Genomic DNA, 19,388 nt, shown 5'->3' with positions numbered 1-19,388 from the left:
CTTCGGCTTGTTGGTTCAGATGATCTGGCCCAGATCCGCAAGGCAATCGACCACGTAATCCGGTCTGAATGGAAACCGCTCTATGTCAGCCAGTTTGGTCACTCCAGTAAGCACAAGGGCTGTTTTCAGGCCCGATTCCAGCCCTGCGAGCACGTCGGTATCCATGCGGTCCCCGACCATGATGGTATCGACAGCTCGCACTCCCAGCCGGTCGAGCGCATTGCGCATCATGAACGGGTTCGGCTTCCCGACGAAATAGGGCTGACGGCCGGTGGCCTTCTCTATTAGTGCTGCGACTGCCCCGCACGCCGGATGGGAGCCTCGTTCGGTCGGGCCAGTCGCATCTGGATTGGTGGCGAGAAAACGCGCTCCCTTCGCCACAAGCTCGGCGCCAGTTGCGATCTGCTCATAGTGGTACGAAATTGTATCCCCGAGGACCACGAACTCGGGCGAAAACTCCGTTATCCGGCAGCCTGCCTGCCGCAGAGCCTCAACCAGACCGTGGTCGCCGATGACATAGGCAGATGATCCGGGCTTTTGCAGTTCCATGAACCGCGCAGTGGCGAGCGCCGATGTGTAGATGTGCTCTGGCTGCACGGCGAAGCCAACCGCTCTTAGACGCTCGGCATGATCTTCGGGTGTGAAGCGCGAGTTGTTGGTGAAGATCTGAAACGGCTCACCCGTGGCGATTAGCCCGGCCACATAGCCGACCGAGCCAGCAATCGGTTGGCCGCCGCGGACCAGGACTCCGTCCATGTCGAGCAGATGCGCTGTGATCATTGGATATCAACCCTCGATGTCTTTCGTGCATGCACGGCCTGAGCACGGCTTGTGTCACTGATCTTCTCCAGGCGAGAATGCCGGCGACTGTACCGATTGAGAGCGATGCGCGAAGGGCGCCCAGTTGGCCGTGCGGCAATAAGGAGGTTGCGGCGTAAACGTGTCGGGCGCACCGCTCGCCGTGCCGACGCCCTGCGCCGTCGGCTGCCGACTTCGCTGCGTCAACGCAGCTGATGGACAATGCGTCTCTAGTTCCCAGCGAACCACAAGCCTGGCGAGACGTGCCGCGCTTGGATCAGGATGCGCAACCTGCCGTCCGCTTGTGGCACCTTGCCTCGTCGCTGTAGAGGCGGTTCACGTAGCACGGCGTCTAGATCTCACTTAAGGCGCGCAGGCCAGGGGCGCGGTGAACGACCCGAAACCAGCCGGAAGAAGGTTCGCCAAAGCGTTCGATCATCCCTTTGGTTCATTCTGCGCCTGAGGCGGCCCATCCCATAGAGATCAGATGCCGCCCATGCAGAGGTATTTCATTTCGAGGTAGTCTTCGAGCCCGTGGCGGGAACCCTCTCGCCCAATGCCGGACTGCTTGATGCCACCAAAGGGCGCCGCTTCCGAAGACATACGCCCCGTGTTGATGCCAACCATGCCGTATTCCAACGCCTCGGCAACGCGCCAGACACGCTTCAGATTGGAGGCATAGAAATAGGCGGCGAGGCCGTAGATCGTGTCGTTGGCCTCACGCACTACCTGATCCGCATCGGTGAATTGAATGATCGGAGCCAGTGGCCCGAAAGTCTCCTCTTGCGCAACCGCCATGCTGCTGGAAATTTCAGTGAGGACTGTCGGTTTGAAGAAGGTCCCATCCTTGCCAATACGTTCGCCCCCGCATCGAATTGTCCCACCCTTGGCAACGGCATCTGCGATGTGGGACTCGATCTTGGCCAAAGCATGCAAGTCGATGAGCGGTCCGACGTCCACTGCCGGAGCGAAGCCGTCGCCGACCGACAAGGACCGGGCTTTCTCCACGAACTTTTCGACGAATTCATCGTGAACGCTCGATTGGACGTAAAGCCGGTTCGCTGAAACGCAAGTCTGGCCGGCGTTGCGGAACTTCGCCTGGATCGCGCCGTCAACCGCAGCGTCGATGTCGGCGTCGTCGAAGACGATGAAAGGGGCATTGCCGCCGAGCTCGAGACTGACCTTCTTGATCTGGTCCGAGCACTGGCGCATGAGCAGCCGGCCAACCTCGGTCGAGCCTGTGAAGCTGATCTTTCGAACCTTGGGATTAGAGCAAAGTTCGCGTCCGACGTCATCACCTTCAGATGCATAAACTAGGTTGACGACGCCTTCGGGAAAGCCGGCCTGGTGCGCGAGGGCGAACATTGCACCTGCCACAAGCGGCGTCTGTTCAGCAGGCTTAAGCACGATCGCGCAGCCCGCCGCCAGGGCTGGCGAGATCTTGCGCGCCACCATCGACGCCGGGAAATTCCAAGGCGTAATCGTGCCGACCACACCGATCGGCTGCTTGATCACCAGCATGCGACGGTCTGTCGACGGCGCGGGGATCGTCTCGCCATAGATGCGATTGGCCTCTTCGGCGTACCATTGCAGATACGCGGCCGCGTGCGAAACCTCCGACTTGGCTTCGGCAACGGGCTTGCCCATCTCTGCAGTGAGTATCGCGGCAAGATCGTCGGTGTGGTCAATGATCAGCTGATGCCAACGCCACAAAGCGTCACTGCGTTCTCGGGCGGCCAGCCCCGCCCATCCTGGCTGCGCCAGGTAAGCCTTCTCGATCGCAGCGCGCGTTTCTTCCACACCCATGTCGGGAAGCACCGCCAGCACTTCGCCGCTCGATGGATTGATGACTTCGAATGTGCGCTCGCTAGCCGGCGCGCCAAGCGCCGGCAAGCGATCGATGGCGCCAAACAGGTCCGGGGATTTCAGGTGGCGGATCATCGGTAGGCATAGGGGCATACCGGGTTCCTCTTAAACGCGGCGGATGAGTTGTCGGGCGGGTGTCGGTCTATTCCGCACCTGCGGGTTCCTTATAGGGCCTCCGCCAGACAGCTAGTAGACCATCCCCGAATTTGAAAGGTCGAATTGCTCAAGGCTTTAGTCTGGTTGGTGGTCTCATTAGGAGACAAACCGAACAGTGGATATGGGCTTGCCCAAGCGCAGGTATTACGTGGCGCTCTTCCGCTCTGCGTCTACGCCGCAGGGGCCCACAGTGAAGGTCACATCTTGGATGCCGAAGCCATCAGCAGTCTCGGCATCCCTCAGTGGCCTGACGGATAACCTGCGCTACTTGGCGCAACCGGCTCCCTCGGCGGTCTGGCAGAGGTTCGGACGGAGGCGGAGTCCATCACATGCAACTCGCTTATATTGGCGTTGGCGAGCTCACCTTGTCACCTTTCGACGTGCGAGACGGCAAGCGGGCGCCGGACATATCCGATGTCGTGCCGTCCATCCGCCGGCGCAGCATCCTCCAGTCGCTGTTGGTCCCAAAAACGGCAGTCCAGACACTTTCGACATCGTCGCCGGACGGCGGCGTCACCACGCCGCAAAGACAAATCGCCGATGAGCGCAAGCCGGGAAGACCTGCGCGCCATCATGAACCGGCGACGATGTGGCCGCTCTCTCACCCTCGCTAATCGAGAACATCGGGTGAAGTCGCGCAACGGGTTCGCCCAGTTGCCCAAGGCAGGCGGCGCCGTGGCGCAATCGGCAATACCTGCCGCCGCGAGCTCGAGGCCGAGAGAGCGCATAGTTGACGCTAGCGACCAAGGAACGGGTAGAAGGAATGGCTGTCGCTGTTCAACAACCTACGCGCCGCGCCGCGGGCCGAATGGAGGCATGGCTGCACGGGACAGTTGATGCCACCGAAGTTCGCGCTGTTTGCGATCTATCCCCGCCAGATCCTCCTCGATCTCTTTGGCGAGGAGAGCTATTTCACCGCCGACGTCGATACGGCGATTGCGAGGCGCCAGGCAGGCTATCTCGACGCCGGACGGTCCGATGTTGTTGTTATGGAAGCCAATCACTGTTCCATTTCTGGGAGTACAAGACGGACGATGCCAAAGACGAAGGGCGGCACAGCCCGCCTACAATTGGGTTCATACCATCTGCCAAGTCATTTGCGGTTTCTCGGCTTCTTTCAGTGGAAAGGCGCACCAAGAGCGGGGCATACCTCAATACAAGCGTCCGCAGCCTTCAACATACGTTCACTTGGGTTAAATCCTGGCAGCATTTGCCCCAGGATCATAGCGTTGAGGAACAGCGAACCGCCCAGACGCGGATGAGTCGTGTGCCCTATCGCCAAACTGTAGTTTGAAGGCCTACCACCATAGCGGAATGCAATATTCCGCGCATTTGAGAGGCCAGATACACCGCGTCTCTTTTTACCTTCAGCACTCATTGTTTTCTCTTCTGTTTATGCTCTCATCGAGAGATGGGTAACCAAAAGACAAGAAAAATTGTGCAGTAAATTACGCCAACGTAATCAACCGCGTATGCTACCGTGCTCGTTCTCTTCATCCTTGCCGGCAGAGAGAACGCAATTATCCTTTGAGTTCCTTCCCGCTGAAACCTTCCGAAGCTTTGACTTCGCTGTCCGGCAACAAGGCGAAACACCTCGCTCGATGTTGCCACCTCCAATTTGCAAAGGCCGTGCCAACACCTCAGCGCCCAATAAGCGCCGTTTGCTTTGAAAACCTCGACGGTGCTCAGATATAGGTTGTAGTGAACCTGACATTTTGCCTGCCGCAGAGTCGCGCTCGTTGACGCTCATTCCGGAGAGAAGCTGGCCCGGGCTGCGATCGACCGGCTCTGTCATTGGTGACCGCCAGAACCGAAGCGGTGGTCGCGAAGGTCAGCGCCGTCGCAAAATGTGGCCTTGTGCACCCAGCCAGACCGAAGTTCCACGTTACCGGCGATGGGCAAAGTTCGAGGCGAAGTGTGAGTTGCCCCTCATTTCGCCGATGCTGCGTCCTCGACGCACTTGCGGGACAAAATGGATGCGTGGGCAGCGCAGGGCCAGCTGAGCCATCAGTATTTTGCGAGACCTGACGCGAGCGTCATCTTGAGTGAATCAATGTGAGCGCATTCTTTGGTGGGTGATCATCGGATGACTTCTCTTTAGTCTGTGAGGCGTTTGCGGGATCGCACATGCCGTGCCAAACAGGAAACTCGTCTCGGCAACGTGAGTAATCGGACTCTGCTATGTTGCCGATCCAACATTGTCCGACATCGAACGCCAGTTTAAGGGAAGCGCTTGCCGCTTAAGGTGATATCGTCGTACCGGGGCATAGCGGCGCTCGCCGGCAGCATGAGTAAAATTCACGACAGAAGGATCGCCGACCGCGTGGCTAGCGCTGGGCCCGCAACACCGCGCTTCGGACAGGACCTTGGCCAATCGACCGCGTCGCCACCATCGTAAGTTCGCGTACAGCCGCGAGGTTTTTGGCCTCGGTCGGATAATATCGCCGACAGGGTCAAGACCCAGAAGAGTTGCCGCACGCCGTCGCGATGGGAGCAGCCTACATGCCGGCATAGACTAGAGGTGCCGCTGAGCGGTTTGAGGGAGTGGCATACCTTGCGCGTCTGGTGCAGAAATTGCTTGCGTCACGCCGAAGTAAGGTCGGCCACGCTAATCCGCCGGCATGGCAAAGGCGCGCTAATCGGCACGGTCGAGGGCAGTTGACTGCCCGGGAATTGGGCCGGCTCCTCGCCAGCGACAATGCCAGCGAGTTCATCTCGAATGCCATCCTTTCCCGAGCGGGTCAGAACCGGTCGAATGTCATTACATTGCGCACGGCCCGTCGCCATCGCCATGTGGCGCGCCGAGCTGCAACACCGCGCGGCGGTACAGGCGTGAGAGCTGGAAGCATGCAGCGATCCGCCGATATCGACCGCCGGGCGGTCCAACTCGCCGGCGGCATGATTGATCGCCGCCGCCAATCAGATGCTCGAGGAAATGCCCGTTCGCCGAATTTCCCGGGCGGGCTCGTCGGCGCTGCCGATCTTGTACCGCACCATATGGGTGATAGTTGGCGCGCGGTGATCGGGGACTAGGACCACTTCCATGCCTTTGTCGAGCAGAAAATTCGTCGCCTTGATGTCATCGCTGGCCGCCATAACCGAAGCGCCAGACCGAAGGTTCATCGACCGCCTAGCTTGTAGTTGCCGGGCGATGCGCAAAGTTCGAGGCAAAGGAGTTGCCCCTCATTTTGCCGATGCTGCGTCCTCGACGCCCTTGCGGGACAAACTGGATCGGTGGGCAGCGCAGGGCCAACTGAGCCATCAGTATTTTGCGAGGCCAGACGCGAGCGTCATCTTGAGTGAATCAATGTGAGGGCATTCTTTGGTGGGTGATCATCGGATGACTTCTCTTTAGTCTGTGAGGCGTTTGCGGGATCGCGCACATGCCGTGCCAAACAAGAAACTCGTCTCGGCAACGTGAGTAATCGGATTCTGCTATGTTGCCGATCCGACATTGTCCGACATCGAACGCCAGTTTACGGGAAGCGCTTGCCGCTTAAGGTGATATCGTCGGCGTCACCGGGGCATGGCGGCGCTCGCCGGCAGCATGAGTAAAATTCACGACAGAAGGATCGCCGACCGCGTGGCTAGCGCTGGGCCCGCGAAACCGCGCTTTGGACAGGACCTTGGCCCAATCGACCGCGTGGCCACCATCGTAAGTTCGCGTACAGCCGCGGCCAAGATCCTTGCCGTCTTCGACGAGCGTAGTGGCATCAGGGGGGCCGGGCGACAGTTCGAGGGCGGAGTCTTTCTGAACGTGACTCTACGCTCAACGCCGCGTGACGCAAATGTCCTGAGGTTGTCAGGCTGCTGTCAGGTCCGGGTGTCACAAGCCGGCTGTTACTGCCCTGCCATTCACCGTTAATTGGAACTCCCCATGATTAATCTAAAAGCCGGCCGGATCGCCCTTTCAGCCCTACTGCTGCTGGTTTCCCTGCTGGCGAAATATGGTCCAACTGTCACACACTTAGTGCTCCAGCACGAATACAATAGCCAGCTCCGCAAGGATAGGGAGAAGGTCATTTCAGACCGGCACGACGCACTCTTCAACGACCCAGCTGCGCCAACTGCTGGCAACCCAAATGGCGACCACCATATCGCCGTATTTTTGGACTCCAACGACCCGCAGCGCCGCGCGGTAGACCGTACGATCCAGCAAGCCCTCAAGCATGATCCCGAGCTGAAGGTTTACTACATACCTTATTCGAGCACGAGACCGGGTTCCAAATTTGCTGCACGGGCGGTGCTCGCCGCCAGCAAACAGGGAAAATTTGAGGCGTTCCATCACCGCCTAATGGCTACTAGCCTCCGGCTCAGCGGATCCGACATTTTGGATATCGCACGAGACGAGGGCCTCGACGTTGAGCGACTCAAGCGGGACATCAAGGACCCCGGAATCGTAAACACCGTCAAGCACAATTCCGCGCTCGCCAAGAAGCTGTCCATCCACGGCGGGCCGGCGGTCGTTGTCGGCAAACGAGTGGTTTCAGGTGCGGCTAACATGCACTATTTGGACCGCTACCTCGCCAACGAGCGGGAAAAGCATAGGCGTCCTGCCGGATCACCAACTTCGGCATTTTGACAGGGCTGGCCGCCGGTGCAACCTCTCTGGCCACGAGTGCCGCCTCTCGTGCCGGGCCAAATCTCAATATGGCCCGGCAACGCGGTAGTGGGCGGCCCGCGCGGTGCTATGCAACGCACCGGGCAAAGGGCAATGACTAAGCCGTCCTGAACATCGCATCGGAGTTCAACGTCTTTGCACCAATGCCCAGGAATGGTCGCCGCGACAAACAACGTCTGCGAACGGTCGCTGAGAGCCGCCGTCGTTCAACGAGAGATCACCAACGGCTATCCTGAGGAGGCGGCCCCATGAATCGCTGCACATCATCATTTGCTATTCTTGCTTTCGGCACGTTCTGCACAAATGGCGGCGCATTCGACCATCTATTCAGTGCCCGACAGGAGCGTCGTGTTTCTTGGTGGCGTTGGCTACACCTGGCCGAAGGGCAACGAGTTTGTCTATGACGAAGGGGGCAATCGTGTCAGCAAATTGATCTGGGAAACCGGCGCGCCGGTGCTGACTAGGGCTAAAGGCCGAGGTCTGGAACAACTGGATCATTTCAGCAAGCCGTCTTCGGTTCTCCGGCAACAGCCATATGGAAGACTATGATTAGCTCAAGGAAGCGCCGAGCTCTGCCGAACGGGTTGGCTTGGGGCGGGGCCGTGGCATGCTTGTCTCACGCCAGTGGATTGGGATGTGGTGTGCCCCGCCAAAGCTGCCTTCCTCTGGCGAGCCGGCCCACCGCGGGTTTGGTTACCGCCCCTGTTTGACATTCCCGTTGCCCAGCAGCGTACAATGCTTCCTACGCCCAACCTGGTCGCTGCAGCAAACCAGGGTCATCGAGGGATTCGAATAATCGCCTCAAAACCATCCCCGCGACCCGTGGCAGGCGAGGCAAGTTCAAGGCTGCCACCGACCTTCTTGATAACATAATTAGCGACGGGTAGACCCTGGCCTGGGACAGTTGCCCGAGTCGCCAGACGCACAAAACGCTCTGTTATCTCGTCAAGGTCTGGGAGGGGCACCACCGGTCCTGCGTTTACAATGGCGATGGTTCCATCAGCTCTGACGGAAACTGTCGTCGGGATATCGGGCAGTCCATGTGTGAGTGCGTTGTCGATGAGGCATCGAAGCACGACGGGAATTCTAACGGCGTGGTCTGCTTTGCACTCCCAGGCGGGGCAGCCGTCGACGTCAAGGATTAGCCGTCCGGCAAACCACGGCTTTTTCAAGAAGTCATCAACGACTGACCGAACCTTTTGGACAAGATCGACAGGGTCTCCGAGGCCGTTCCGTGATTCTTCCACGAAACTGTACCCCAAGCCACGCAGTGTCGCTATTCGGTCCCTGCCGATCTTCTTGCGGAGCCGGCTAACATAAACCTCCACGGTATTGCTCTCACTTTCCGAACCTAAGGAAAGGAGTTCTTCCTCGATCTTCCTCTTCAAAACTACCGCTCCGGGTCGGGATAGAACGCAGTCGAGAATCGCCCATTCGCGTGCAGTCAGGTTGACCGGCTGCCCGTCGAGGGCGACGCGCCGCTCAGCCGCGTTTATGGACAGCGCCCCGACAGAATATGGCTTCGGGAAGTTCCCGTGACTACGCGCCACGGCATGAATGCGCGCGGAAAGTTCGCGGGGATCGAACGGCTTGACCAAGTAGTCGGCGGCACCAGCATTGAGCCCCTCGATGCGGTCCTCGACCGTATGGCGAGCTGTCACGATGATGACGGGTGTCGAATCACGCCCCTTCCTCATCTCCCGCAAGTAGTCCAGGCCGTTACCGTCTGGCAGGTTAATATCGAGCAGAACAAGCCCGTAGGGAATCCCACTTGCGTGATACCGCGCTTCGGACAGGTCCTTGGCCCATTCAACCGCGTGGCCATCAGCTATCATATGTTCTCGTACAGCGCTGCCAAAGTCCTCGCTGTCTTCAATGAGCAAAATTCGCATGCCGAGCTCCAATAATTGGGCAGGGTTCGTGCCCTATTGACGGAACCTGACAATAGGCTGAACGCCGTAGCGCAAATGTTCCGGCGGCTTTCAGGCTGCCGTCAGGTGCGCGTGCCAGAAGGGCGGTGATTATAACAACCGATTAGAGGCAAGTTATGAACGTCATCTTGATCACGGCACTTTCTCTTTATGCGACCATCGTCGGTGCTGCACCGGCCGCCGGGAACTTAGAGGTTGGGATCGCCGAATGGCAACCGCGCCAAGCCGTACTGACCAAGCCTGAAGCGGAGCAAAGGCACCTCCGTTTGATTAGAGGGAAGACGGCGGGTCAGATGGCGTCGAGTCGATGGGCAACCGTCGAAACGCACTTCGACCGCGTAGCTTCGCGCGTGTGGGTGGTGCCGGCGCAGGGGGCTAAGGATAAAGCGATGCGTCACCTACAATGTCTGGAAGCCCTGTCTTAGGATTGTTCCACTGTAGCCTCGAGATTGGCCTAGTGGTGTTATTCTTCGTGGATGAAATATGATCAGCACGAGCGAACTGCCAATGCCCGCTGCGGCCCTCATCATCGAAATCCCGCCTTATTCATGCGCCCGCGATGCCAAGGATGCACTGTCATATCCTGAGTGCAGGATCTTCAAGTCCTGAGTGCATGACCAAGCGTAAATCGCGCTACCTGGCCACAATCCGTCGGGAGCATGGAAGAGGATCTTGCTAACCTAGACAGCACTCGTGGCCATCACCGGCTGGCAGCATCCGAAGGGGGCGAGGGGGCCCGTGTCTGCTTGCAAATCCGTCGGCTCAGATCGCGCTTTTTTATCGGCGGCGGGCTCGGAAGGGTCAGTACAACGAGAACTTCGTTCGAGCCATCACCATTCAATGTCTGAATGCGCCGCCCACGCGTGCGTCGCTTGACAGGAAACCGTCGTCAGAATGCGGCCAAAGCAAACGTCCAAAATTCGCAATTGCATTGGAAGGAGCGTTGTTCCGGCCTGCCTTCTCTTGGGTCCCATCGCGTTGGCCCTAGGACTGCTGCTGCTGCTAACTGCCTAGGAAAGGGACAATGAATGCTCGCCCGCTGCTTCAGGATTTTCGTCGCCGAGTGTTCGCGTTCCCAATCATGCTTCCGCGTCGCTCGCCACTTCGCAGCGGAAAAAGCTCTTGCCGGAGCCAATCTCCGTTCGGGCAGGTGGCAGTGTGCGCCGCCACCGCTGAATGAACCGACAGGGCAGGGCGGCGAAGATTACCCGGCTCCTTCCTGCGACGCGGCGGCTTCCTGCCGTCTCTTAAGTTGGATGTGCACGTATTCGCGCTTCATTGACCATAAGCCGGATCGGGCTGGCGTAGGTATTTCAGCGGCCTTCTAGGTGCCCCGCCGCCACGTGCGGACGACGCCCGCATCAACCGGCGGGCAGATGCGCCGAGGGCAACAAGCGCGCCTGACGTAATGCCGCCAGATCGGCCGAGCCGGTGCAGAAACAGGCGACGGCCAACTGGCGGATGACGATCTCGAAATGCGCGACAACCGCCTCGGTGGACACCGTCGCCGCGCGCAGCACGCCGGCCGCCTGCCCAGCGATGTCCGCGCCCAGGCGAATGGCCTTGGCCACGTCGACGCCGTCGCGGATTCCGCCCGACGCGATCAGCTTCACCGCCGGCAGCGCCCGACGTACCGCCTGCACGCTGGCCGGGGTCGGAATCCCCCAATCGGCGAAGGCCAGCGCCACTGCACGGTCGGCGGCATCGCGGGCGCGCTCGCCCTCCACCGCGGCCCAACAGGTGCCGCCGGCGCCGGCGACATCGATCACCGCCACGCCCGCCTCGACGAGCACACAGGCCACCGAGGCGGACAGGCCCGACCCCACTTCCTTGGCCACGATCGGCACGCCCACGCAACGCGCGGCGCGAGCGATCTGCGCCAGGACGCCGCGCCAGTCGCTGTCGCCCTCCGGCTGTACCGCTTCCTGCAGCGGATTGAGATGGACGATGAGTCCATCGGCCTCCAGCGCAGCGCCAGTTCGCGATAGAACGTCACGATCAGCATTTCGTCCTGCGGATCGCGGCCGGTGCGGGCGCTGGTCTCACGCAGGCTCGGGTGGATGCGCTGCAGGATGTACTGGCCGCCCCTGACCGCTTCCATCGCATGCTCGTCGGCGAACCCGGTCAGGGAACGCCCCCACTCCAGCACCTGCTGCAACGCCCGTTCGGTCTGGATCATGGCGACGCTCCTGCTCCCCCGGCCAGGACGCGCCGCCCCCAATGAAGCGCCAGCCACAACCCGGCGAGTTCGGCCACGCGCACGACCCGGATGGGGCAATACAGTTCCTTGCCGATCCACAGCGGCGTCTGCGGTAAGGCATGCGCCGCATGGCGGGCGAGCATCCACTCCAGCGCACGCCCCACCGCCTGCGCGATGCGCCGGCGCTCTGTCGGCTCTTCGCTCCCGTCCATCACGTGCAACGCGAACAGCGCATAGGCGGTTTCCTCGAATGTGGACGCGCGACCGGCGCCCCAGCCGCCGTCGTCACGCTGCGCCTGCAGCAGCGCCGCTAGCGCGCGCTCGTCGCGCCACTGGGGCTTGCCTTGCGCCAGCGCAGCGACCGCATGCGCGGTGGGATACAGCCACGAAACGTGCCATTTTTCGTTGTCCCATAGACCGTGTGGGTTGCGATTGGCCTCGACGTAGGCGCCGGTGCCGGCGTCGGGCTTTCCCAATAGTCGCAATGCATGCAGGGCATGTATGTTGGTCGACACTGAGGCATTGCGCTCGCCGGGAAAGGTGACGAACAGCTCGCCGATTTCGAAATGGCGCAACGCATCGACCGCCGGGTCGCGGCCTGCAAGGCGCAGGACGCACAACGCAACGGCGGTGTCGTCCGCATCGGCCGCGAAGTGCAAGGCCGGGCCCAGACCGCGCACGCCCAGGCGGGCGTCGAGCTGCGCGACGATCACGCGCATCGCCTCGGCGAGCGCGGGATGCGCGAACAGCCCGGCCAGATGCAGGGTGTACAGCGACCAGCATGGCTCAAACACATTGATCGGCCAGACGCTGGGAACGACACCTTCGATGCAGCTGCGCGTCGCCCGCGATGCCGCCTGCAGATACGCGTCGGCGCACCCGACCTGCGGCCTGCTCCCTTGTGTCACGGCGTGCGCACGCCACGCGGCGGTGGCCGCCGGACTGATGCCGATGCTGCCGTCTTCATCCGGGCATGCGGTGGTCGGCGACGTCCCCCAGGCTTCCCAGGAGTGCAGCAATGGATGGCCGCTCGGCAACGTCGCCACCGCCCCCAGCTTGACCAGGCAGGCTTGCCGCAACGGCAACAGCGCCGGGTGGCGCGGAAACGCCATGCTGCCCAGCAAGGATGCGGCCTCGCCGCACAACTGCGGCAGGATCAGCTCCGCGCCGATCGGCGCGTCTTCCGGCACCGCATGCGCGTAGGGATCGGGTTGGCGTTCGAGGAACCGGGTTGCAGCCTGGACTGCGTCGGCAGCGCCGGGAAGAGGGTCAGCGCGCTGCAATGCCAGCAACGCCGCCCACGTGGGCGCATGGCGAAACAGCGGGAAGTCCGCGCTTCCCCATCCGCCATCGGCCTGTTGCTGCGCGATCAGCCAGGCGTATGCGTCCTGCCGACCGGTGACGTTGCCGTGGAACTGCAGCGCTCGCGCCGTGTCGTAGACGGACGGACCGACGCTGCCGCCGTCGCTCATCTCGCTCAGCAAGTGGCGCAATTCGGAAAGGATCTGTTCGGACAGCGCGTTCACGCGGGATGTTCCTTCTGCAGAAGGTTGACGAGAACCAAGATCGGGCAGACGCCGCGCACGTCGCCGCAGGCCCGTCGCGGCCAGGCGCGTGGGCAGCGCCGGACGGCCGCCCTGCTCCGGCGCGGCGACGCGCGGCTGGCGTCGGTTCGCCCAATAGGCTAGCGCCGCGCGCCGCGTGACACGGCCGTGCTGGGCAACCGCTGCGATCGGCGCCGCGGACTCGGACAGAGTGCAGCATCCACCGCTGTCGCCGGCCGATCGCGCGGCACAGGGGCGACTCCATGCGGACGGGGCGCCTCATGCGCATGGCGCGTGCTTTAACAGATACGCGGTGGCCCGCTGCAGCATCTGCGCCAACGGTTCCGCACGCGGCCCCAGCGGGGCGATGGCCTCCCCGGCGTCGCGCAACAGATCCAGCGCAAACTGGCGCGCTGCTTGCAGCCCCATGATCGACGCGCAGGTCGGCTTCTGCGCCGCAGCGTCCTTGCCGGGTGTCTTGCCCAGCGTCGCGGCATCCGCTGTCGCGTCGAGAATGTCGTCAACCACCTGCAGCGCCAGGCCGAAACAGGCGCTGTAGCGATCGAGCGCACTGTACAGCGCGGCGTGCGCGGCATCCTCCGTGATGGCGCATAGCGCGCCCATGCGAACGGACGCGCGCACCAGCGCTCCGCTCTTCATCCGGTGCATCGCCACGATCCTGTCCAGCTCGACATGCTTTCCGACCAGCGACAGATCCTTGGCCTGCCCGCCTGCGGCACCCTCGGCGGACACCGCCTGTGCCAGTTCGTGCACGAGCGCGATACGGTTGTCGCCCGGCGCATCCAGGCTCGCCAGGGTGAGGAAGGCGTGCGCCTGCAGCGCATCGCCGACCAGGATCGCAGTGGCTTCGCCGAACTTGACGTGCACAGTCGGAAGGCCGCGGCGAAGCACGTCGTTGTCCATCGCGGGCAGGTCGTCGTGGACCAGGGTACAGGCGTGGATCATCTCGATGGCGGCGCCGACGTCCTCGAGCACGTGCGCCGGCGTATCGGCCAGTGCGCCGGCAGCCAGACAGAGCAAGGCGCGCGTGCGCTTCCCGCCATGCAAGGTGGCGTAGCGCATCGCCGCCATCAGCTCGGTCTCGCCATCGTCTTCGGCGCACAGAAGACGCGCCAGCGCCTGTTCGACCCCCTTTGCGCCGTCCTGCATCCAGATCTCCGGCAGCAGCCTGCCGGATGCGCCGCGCGCCTGCGCGCCCAATCCCCCGATCGCGGAAACGCCAGTTCGGTCGTCATGTGGCTTGGAACCGGCTTGCATGTTGTTCATGTCCTTGTGCCTGACAGGAGACGGCCTCGGAGAGCGGCGACCGCCGCGCTGTTGCCGGCGTCGCACCGAGCGCGCGCGCCGAGTGCAGCAATGCTGCGCGTCGCTCGCCGCTGCCTCGCCACACGGGGCATGCGATGCCAGCTCATGAGAATCCGATGCGGATTTTCATGGACGGATTTGCGGTCGGGTAATAGCGCCGGCCTTTTTCGACGTCGCTCAGCAACCGCGGCCGCACCCCGGCCTTGTGCATGGTCAGGGCCAAGGCGATGCAGAACTGCACTAGTTCCAGCCATACCAGGTGGTAGCCGATGCAGACGTGTGGGCCGGTACCGAACTGCAGCATGTCCACCGGCCGGATCGGGTCCGTGCGTTGCAGCCATCGCGCCAGGCGGAACTGATCAGGCGCCTCGTGCAGCAGCGCCGAGGTCGAGAAATGCAGCAGCGGGATGCACAGATGGGTACCCGCGGGAATGCGCCATTGGCCGAGTTGCAATTCCTGCAGCGCTTGACGCGGCAGGAGCGTGACCGCCGGATGCAGGCGCAGCGTCTCGCGGAACAGCGCCTCGGCGACCGGACACTGCGCTAGGTCCGCGTGCCGGGTCGGCACCGCGCCCACGCGTTGCGCCTCTTCGACCAGGGCGTCCCACAGCACAGGCTGCCGCGCCAGCTCGATCACCATCCAGGCCATCGTCGAGGCGGTGGTCTCGTGACCGCCAAGCAGCAGCAAGCGGATATTGGCGACCAGGACGTCATCGGAGAGCGCATCGTCGCTGCGATCGAAGGCGCTCACCATGTCCTTGATCAACCCGGTGCGCGCGGCATGCGCGCGCGCGTCGCGGATGAACTGGCGCAACTGCGCGTCGATCCAGTCGCGGGCGGCGCGGCCGCGCCGCAAGGGCAGTCCGGGCAGGTCGATCGGGGGCGCGACGATCAACTGCACCAGGTGCCGGTACTTGCGATGCCATCCCGGCAGGTCCTGCGCGGGGACTCCCATGAGGCGGAAGATGAGCTTTAGCATCAGGTCGCCGGTTTCACGCAGGATGGCTACGTCGCCGCGGTCGCGCCACGCCTGCACACGCGCCCGGATGACGGGCTCGAACAGGTCGCCGATGCCGGCCTGGGTCAGCCCCTTGGGCAGGAACGCCGGCTTGATCGCATCGCGCGCCTGCCGGTGCGCGCCGCCGTCCTGGGCGACCATCGTTCCACCAAGCAATTCGGGCGCGATCCCTTCGATCAGCGCCGAGGACACGTCCTTGTGCCGAAGCAGTGCGAACGCGTCCGGATCCATGCAGGTCATCAGGTGTCCGGCAGGGCCGAAATCCAGCCAGAAGTAGCTGCCCAGCGTCCGTTCCGCGCGCCGCAGCAGGCGCGGCAGGTCGCAGATGATGGCGGGAAGATGCCCGACCAGGGGGAAAGCGCCGGGCACGACCGGGATGTCGTGCCGCAGCCGGTGGCGACGGTTCAGCGGGTTGAGCAGCATGTTCATCAGCTCCATCAGCAGCGCGGCGCCGCGGCCGCTTCGACGGTGTCGCCGGCAGGCCGCGCGGCGCGGCTGTTGCCACCGTCGGCGTACGTCCGCACATGCGCCAGCATGGCGTGCGAGGCCGACAGCATGTTCATCGCCGCCTTCGACGCGGGGTAGGACGTCTGGGCGGTGTCACCGCTGAGCCCTGGCACGACGACATGTTGACGATCGCGCCACCGCCGCGGGCGATCAGCCGTCGGATGGCCTGCCGGCAGCAGAGCAGCGTGCCGCGCAGATTGGTCGCCATGGTCTGATCCAGACCGCCAGATCCAGGTCGAGCATCGCGCGCTCGCGCGGGGTCAGATGCATAGCTCGCGTTGTTCACGCAGCCGACCTCACCGAAATGCCGCTCCGCCGTCTGGAACAGCGCTGCCACCGCCTGCGCATCGGCGATGTCCATGGCCAGGGCCAGCGCGTGGCCCGCTTCGGCCGTGATCTGCGCGGTGCAGGCGATGGTCGCCGAGCCATCAATGTCGGCCACCACCACTCTGCCGCCCTCGGCGCGATGGCGAGGGCGCATGCCTTGCCGATGCCGGCGCTGGCGCCGGTCACCACGGCCACCTTGCCTTCAAACCGTCCCATCGTGTCCTTCTGGATTGTTGGTCTTTCGCGGCATGCCGCTCGGGTTCCGCCGAGAAGGCGCAGCGTCGGCGCTGGCGCGCTCGTCATCGCCAGCGTCGCTTTCGATGACCCGAATGGCGGCGACCGGGCACTGGCTGGCCGCGAGCCGCACGGCGACGTGCAACGCCTGCGGGACCGTCGCCACGCACACTTCAGCCACGCCGTCCGGTTCGCGCTGGCGAAAGGTGCCCGGCAGCGTAAGCACGCACTGCCCGGTGGTTCCGCACAGATCCTGGTCGACCACGACGCGCATCTCAGCCCCCTGCCTGCGCATTCAGCCGCACCGGCAGCGCGAGGAACGTCCTAAGGAACGCGGAGGGCTCCCGGGTCGGCTGCTCGGCCAATGCCAGCGTGGGGAAGCGCGCCTGGATCCGCGGCAGGCTCTCGGCCAACTGCATCCGGGCCAGTTGCGCACCGGGGCAGAAGTGGATGCCGTGGCCGAAGCTGAGCATGATCTTCCCGTCGGTCGACATGCCCGGATTGGTGCCGTAGAACCGCACGGCATCGAAGCGGTCGGGATCGGCGAAGGCGTCCGGGTCGCGATTGCCGGCCGCGATCAGCACGCGAACGTCCGCGTTCTTCGGGATCACCACGCCGCCCAGTTCGATGTCGCGCTGGGCGATACGCGGAGTGGCGCTGAACAGGACGGGCGCGTCGCGGCGCAGGACTTCTTCGACGAATGCCTTCACCTCCACGGCGTCTCCCTGCAGCCAATGCCGCTGTTCGGGATAAGCCAGCATCGCCAGGACCGCGTGGTCGATGGCCGCAGCAGTGGTGGTGAAGCCGCCCAGCAGCATGCCCCACAGCATGCTGATCAACTCTGCATCCGATAGCGTGTCGGCATCGTCGTCGTGTGCGCCGACCAGCATCGACACGATGTCATGGCGGGGATCGGTGCGCTTGCGCTGTATGAGGTCGCCGAAGTAGGCCTGCACCCTGGCGCTGCCTGCGTCCGCCGCGGCGAGCTGGGGATCGCTGGCGTGCGGGCTCAGGCCTTCCACAATGGCGCCGATGCCGGCGGCGAGCCCGAACATGTCGTCCTGGGGCAGGCCGAACAGTTCGGCGAAGACCAGCATGGGCAAGGCCAGCGCGAATTCCCGATGCAGATCCACCGCCTCCCCGCGCTCCAGCGCGGGCGCCATGCCGTCCAGGCGCGCTGCGACGATGCGCGCGATGCTCGGCCGCAGGTTGTCGATCTGGCGCATGGTGAAATCGCGAGAGATCAGCCGGCGCAGACGCGTATGCGTCGGTGGGTCCTTCATCGCTATCGTGGACGCCATTAGATTGAGGGACAGGCTGGTCGCCGCACGCGGGAAATAGCGCGCCAGTTCGCCAGGCGCCGGTCCCCGAAATGCATCGCCCGTGGCCGTGAGCGCCCAGTAAATGTCGGCGTGGCGGCTCAACAGAAAGAGGCCCGAGGCCGCGCGATGCACCGGATCGTGCTCGCGCTACCACCGCATAAACGGATACGGGTCGTGGATGCACGCTGGCGACGCCAGTTCGGCGAAGGCGTCCCGGCATGCTGTCTTGGTTTCTTGCACGTCCATCTTAGTTACCTCTTGGCTGGCTGATCTGACCGGCGCGCGCCAGGGTGGTAGGCAGTATAGTCATAGGAGGTGAAGGCGTCGTGCGAGCCACCGATCTCGGCCACCGCGCGGTCAAACTCGCCGGCGACGTGATTGGCCGTCGCCTTGATGTCATCGGTAGCCGCCAGAACCGGAGCGGTGCTCACGAAGGCCAGCGCGGTCGCAAAAAGAGCCAGACTGAAGGTTTGCTGACGGCGTCTCTTGGTGACCGGCCGATGGGCAAGTTTTGAGGCAAAGTGAGTTGTCCCTTATGTTGAGGGTGCTGCGTGCTCGTCCCTTTAGTGGGAGATAGTGGAGCGGTGGGTAGCCCCGAGCCAGATGAGGCATCAACATGTTTCGAGGCCTGACACGAGCGTCATCTTTGAGCTAATCTGGGAAACGTGAGACGGTATTTTTTTGGGGATCATTGGATGACTCTCCTCGGCTCGTGACGTGTTTGCGATGACTGCGCACGAACCGTGCCAAATGAGAAAACCCCGTTTCGGCGATGTGATTGTCGGACTCAGCTATGTGACGTATCCGACATTGTCGGACATCTTACACCGCCCGAAATGGGAAGCCCTCGCCGCTTAAAAAGGTGGCTAGGTGAGCTACCCTTCGGAGATGTCCAATATCGTGGCGTTAGCGCGCGCCTGTAGTTGCTGGTCGTCCGCGTACTCCTGCCCACATCGGCCGATCGCTGGTCCCCTAACACGACTCCAAACAGCGATAGACGCGGTCTGGAATTTACCGGAGCGTTGCAGGACTTGTTTTGCCATTCGGAACGCCAGCGCGGGGAGACGCTTCCGCGAGAGGCGGTCATGATGGAGCTTGCGAGCCGATTTGCGATTTGACCGGGGCTTTTGCTATTTTCGCTTTTGCTGCCCCTAAAATCTCAGATATGAAGCGGACCTGGCCTATGGCCTGCCTACATTGAATGGTTACAAAGGAATACGACTATGGCGACTGGAACGGTGAAGTGGTTCAACAGCACCAAGGGATTCGGTTTTATCCAGCCTGACAACGGAGGTCAGGACGTTTTCGTTCACATTTCCGCTGTCGAACGAGCGGGCCTTTCGACCCTTAATGAGGGCCAGAAGATCAACTACGAGGTCGAACAGGACCGCCGTACCGGCAAGTCCTCCGCAGGCAGTCTCAGCAAAGCTGGCTGATCTTTTTCTGCCTCTGCCCGGCAAGAGCCGGGCAGAAGTGCCACTGACCGCGCCATAGGAGCGGGCAAGAAACGGATCTCCCGCTGACCGGGCGGCGGTTTG

15 protein-coding genes and 4 pseudogenes are annotated in these 19,388 nt (G+C 62.6%); 5 read left to right on the top strand and 14 right to left on the bottom strand.

Features of this window, described 5'->3' with window-relative positions; all coding sequences use genetic code 11:
• Positions 1–15: 15 nt before the first annotated feature.
• Complete coding sequence (locus FJ425_RS18055; RefSeq protein WP_064994202.1) at positions 16–780, bottom strand: HAD-IIA family hydrolase; 765 nt, start codon at positions 778–780, stop codon at positions 16–18.
• Positions 781–1,281: 501 nt separating this feature from the next.
• On the bottom strand, positions 1,282–2,757 hold the full coding sequence (locus FJ425_RS18050) for an NAD-dependent succinate-semialdehyde dehydrogenase (RefSeq protein WP_064994201.1): 1,476 nt from the start codon (positions 2,755–2,757) through the stop codon (positions 1,282–1,284).
• Positions 2,758–3,149: 392 nt separating this feature from the next.
• On the opposite strand from FJ425_RS18050, the gene FJ425_RS18045 reads away from it, so the two are divergent.
• On the top strand, positions 3,150–3,434 hold the full coding sequence (locus FJ425_RS18045; RefSeq protein WP_064994200.1) for a hypothetical protein: 285 nt from the start codon (positions 3,150–3,152) through the stop codon (positions 3,432–3,434).
• Positions 3,435–5,739: 2,305 nt separating this feature from the next.
• On the opposite strand, the gene FJ425_RS18040 is transcribed toward FJ425_RS18045, so the two are convergent.
• Complete coding sequence (locus FJ425_RS18040) at positions 5,740–5,916, bottom strand: hypothetical protein (protein ID WP_224655962.1); 177 nt, start codon at positions 5,914–5,916, stop codon at positions 5,740–5,742.
• A gap of 781 nt (positions 5,917–6,697) precedes the next feature.
• Here FJ425_RS18040 and FJ425_RS18035 point away from each other — a divergent pair.
• The gene (locus tag FJ425_RS18035; protein ID WP_064994196.1) at positions 6,698–7,402 is read left to right on the top strand and encodes a DsbA family protein; all 705 of its coding nucleotides are present in this window, start codon (positions 6,698–6,700) and stop codon (positions 7,400–7,402) included.
• Positions 7,403–7,744: 342 nt separating this feature from the next.
• Positions 7,745–7,990 (top strand): hypothetical protein, encoded by a 246-nt coding sequence (locus tag FJ425_RS18030; RefSeq protein ID WP_064994195.1) that lies wholly within the window; start codon positions 7,745–7,747, stop codon positions 7,988–7,990.
• Positions 7,991–8,217: 227 nt separating this feature from the next.
• Here FJ425_RS18030 and FJ425_RS32475 read toward each other — a convergent pair whose 3' ends face one another.
• Positions 8,218–9,333, bottom strand: a complete 1,116-nt coding sequence (locus FJ425_RS32475) for a response regulator (protein ID WP_064994194.1) — start codon at positions 9,331–9,333, stop codon at positions 8,218–8,220.
• 155 nt (positions 9,334–9,488) lie between these two features.
• Between FJ425_RS32475 and FJ425_RS18020 the strand changes: the two genes are divergently transcribed.
• Positions 9,489–9,797, top strand: a complete 309-nt coding sequence (locus FJ425_RS18020; protein ID WP_064994193.1) for a hypothetical protein — start codon at positions 9,489–9,491, stop codon at positions 9,795–9,797.
• Positions 9,798–10,733: 936 nt separating this feature from the next.
• Here FJ425_RS18020 and FJ425_RS18015 read toward each other — a convergent pair.
• From FJ425_RS18015 to FJ425_RS32065, 10 genes and pseudogenes are all read right to left on the bottom strand, one after another.
• Positions 10,734–11,342: pseudogene (locus FJ425_RS18015) on the bottom strand (alpha-hydroxy-acid oxidizing protein); the annotation flags it as partial.
• A pseudogene (locus tag FJ425_RS18010) lies at positions 11,342–11,551 on the bottom strand (hypothetical protein); the annotation flags it as partial. The pseudogenes FJ425_RS18010 and FJ425_RS18015, both read right to left, overlap by 1 nt.
• Positions 11,548–13,098 (bottom strand): hypothetical protein, encoded by a 1,551-nt coding sequence (locus tag FJ425_RS18005; RefSeq protein ID WP_064994192.1) that lies wholly within the window; start codon positions 13,096–13,098, stop codon positions 11,548–11,550. The pseudogene FJ425_RS18010 and the gene FJ425_RS18005, both read right to left, overlap by 4 nt.
• Positions 13,099–13,395: 297 nt before the next feature.
• Complete coding sequence (locus tag FJ425_RS18000) at positions 13,396–14,394, bottom strand: polyprenyl synthetase family protein (RefSeq protein WP_064994191.1); 999 nt, start codon at positions 14,392–14,394, stop codon at positions 13,396–13,398.
• 151 nt (positions 14,395–14,545) lie between these two features.
• Entirely contained in the window at positions 14,546–15,889 is a 1,344-nt protein-coding gene (locus FJ425_RS17995; RefSeq protein WP_064994225.1) for a cytochrome P450, read from the bottom strand.
• A gap of 8 nt (positions 15,890–15,897) precedes the next feature.
• Positions 15,898–16,023, bottom strand: a complete 126-nt coding sequence (locus FJ425_RS32345) for a hypothetical protein (RefSeq protein WP_263483495.1) — start codon at positions 16,021–16,023, stop codon at positions 15,898–15,900.
• Positions 16,020–16,409: an SDR family NAD(P)-dependent oxidoreductase gene (locus FJ425_RS31575; RefSeq protein ID WP_176479560.1), complete on the bottom strand. Its 390-nt coding sequence runs from the start codon at positions 16,407–16,409 to the stop codon at positions 16,020–16,022. Before FJ425_RS31575 ends, FJ425_RS32345 begins: the two co-directional genes overlap by 4 nt.
• Before the next feature lie 87 nt (positions 16,410–16,496).
• Positions 16,497–16,802 (bottom strand): annotated as a pseudogene (locus FJ425_RS31570) (ferredoxin).
• Between the two features lies 1 nt (position 16,803).
• Positions 16,804–18,096 (bottom strand): annotated as a pseudogene (locus tag FJ425_RS17985) (cytochrome P450).
• 5 nt (positions 18,097–18,101) lie between these two features.
• Positions 18,102–18,281: a hypothetical protein gene (locus FJ425_RS32065; protein WP_224684594.1), complete on the bottom strand. Its 180-nt coding sequence runs from the start codon at positions 18,279–18,281 to the stop codon at positions 18,102–18,104.
• A gap of 792 nt (positions 18,282–19,073) precedes the next feature.
• On the opposite strand from FJ425_RS32065, the gene FJ425_RS17975 reads away from it, so the two are divergent.
• Entirely contained in the window at positions 19,074–19,286 is a 213-nt protein-coding gene (locus FJ425_RS17975) for a cold-shock protein (RefSeq protein WP_008874821.1), read from the top strand.
• Positions 19,287–19,388: the final 102 nt, after the last annotated feature.

The sequence above is a fragment of the Mesorhizobium sp. B2-7-2 genome (assembly GCF_006440775.1).
Taxonomy (GTDB): Bacteria; Pseudomonadota; Alphaproteobacteria; order Rhizobiales; family Rhizobiaceae; genus Mesorhizobium.
This window is presented reverse-complemented; position numbering and strand designations above follow the sequence as displayed.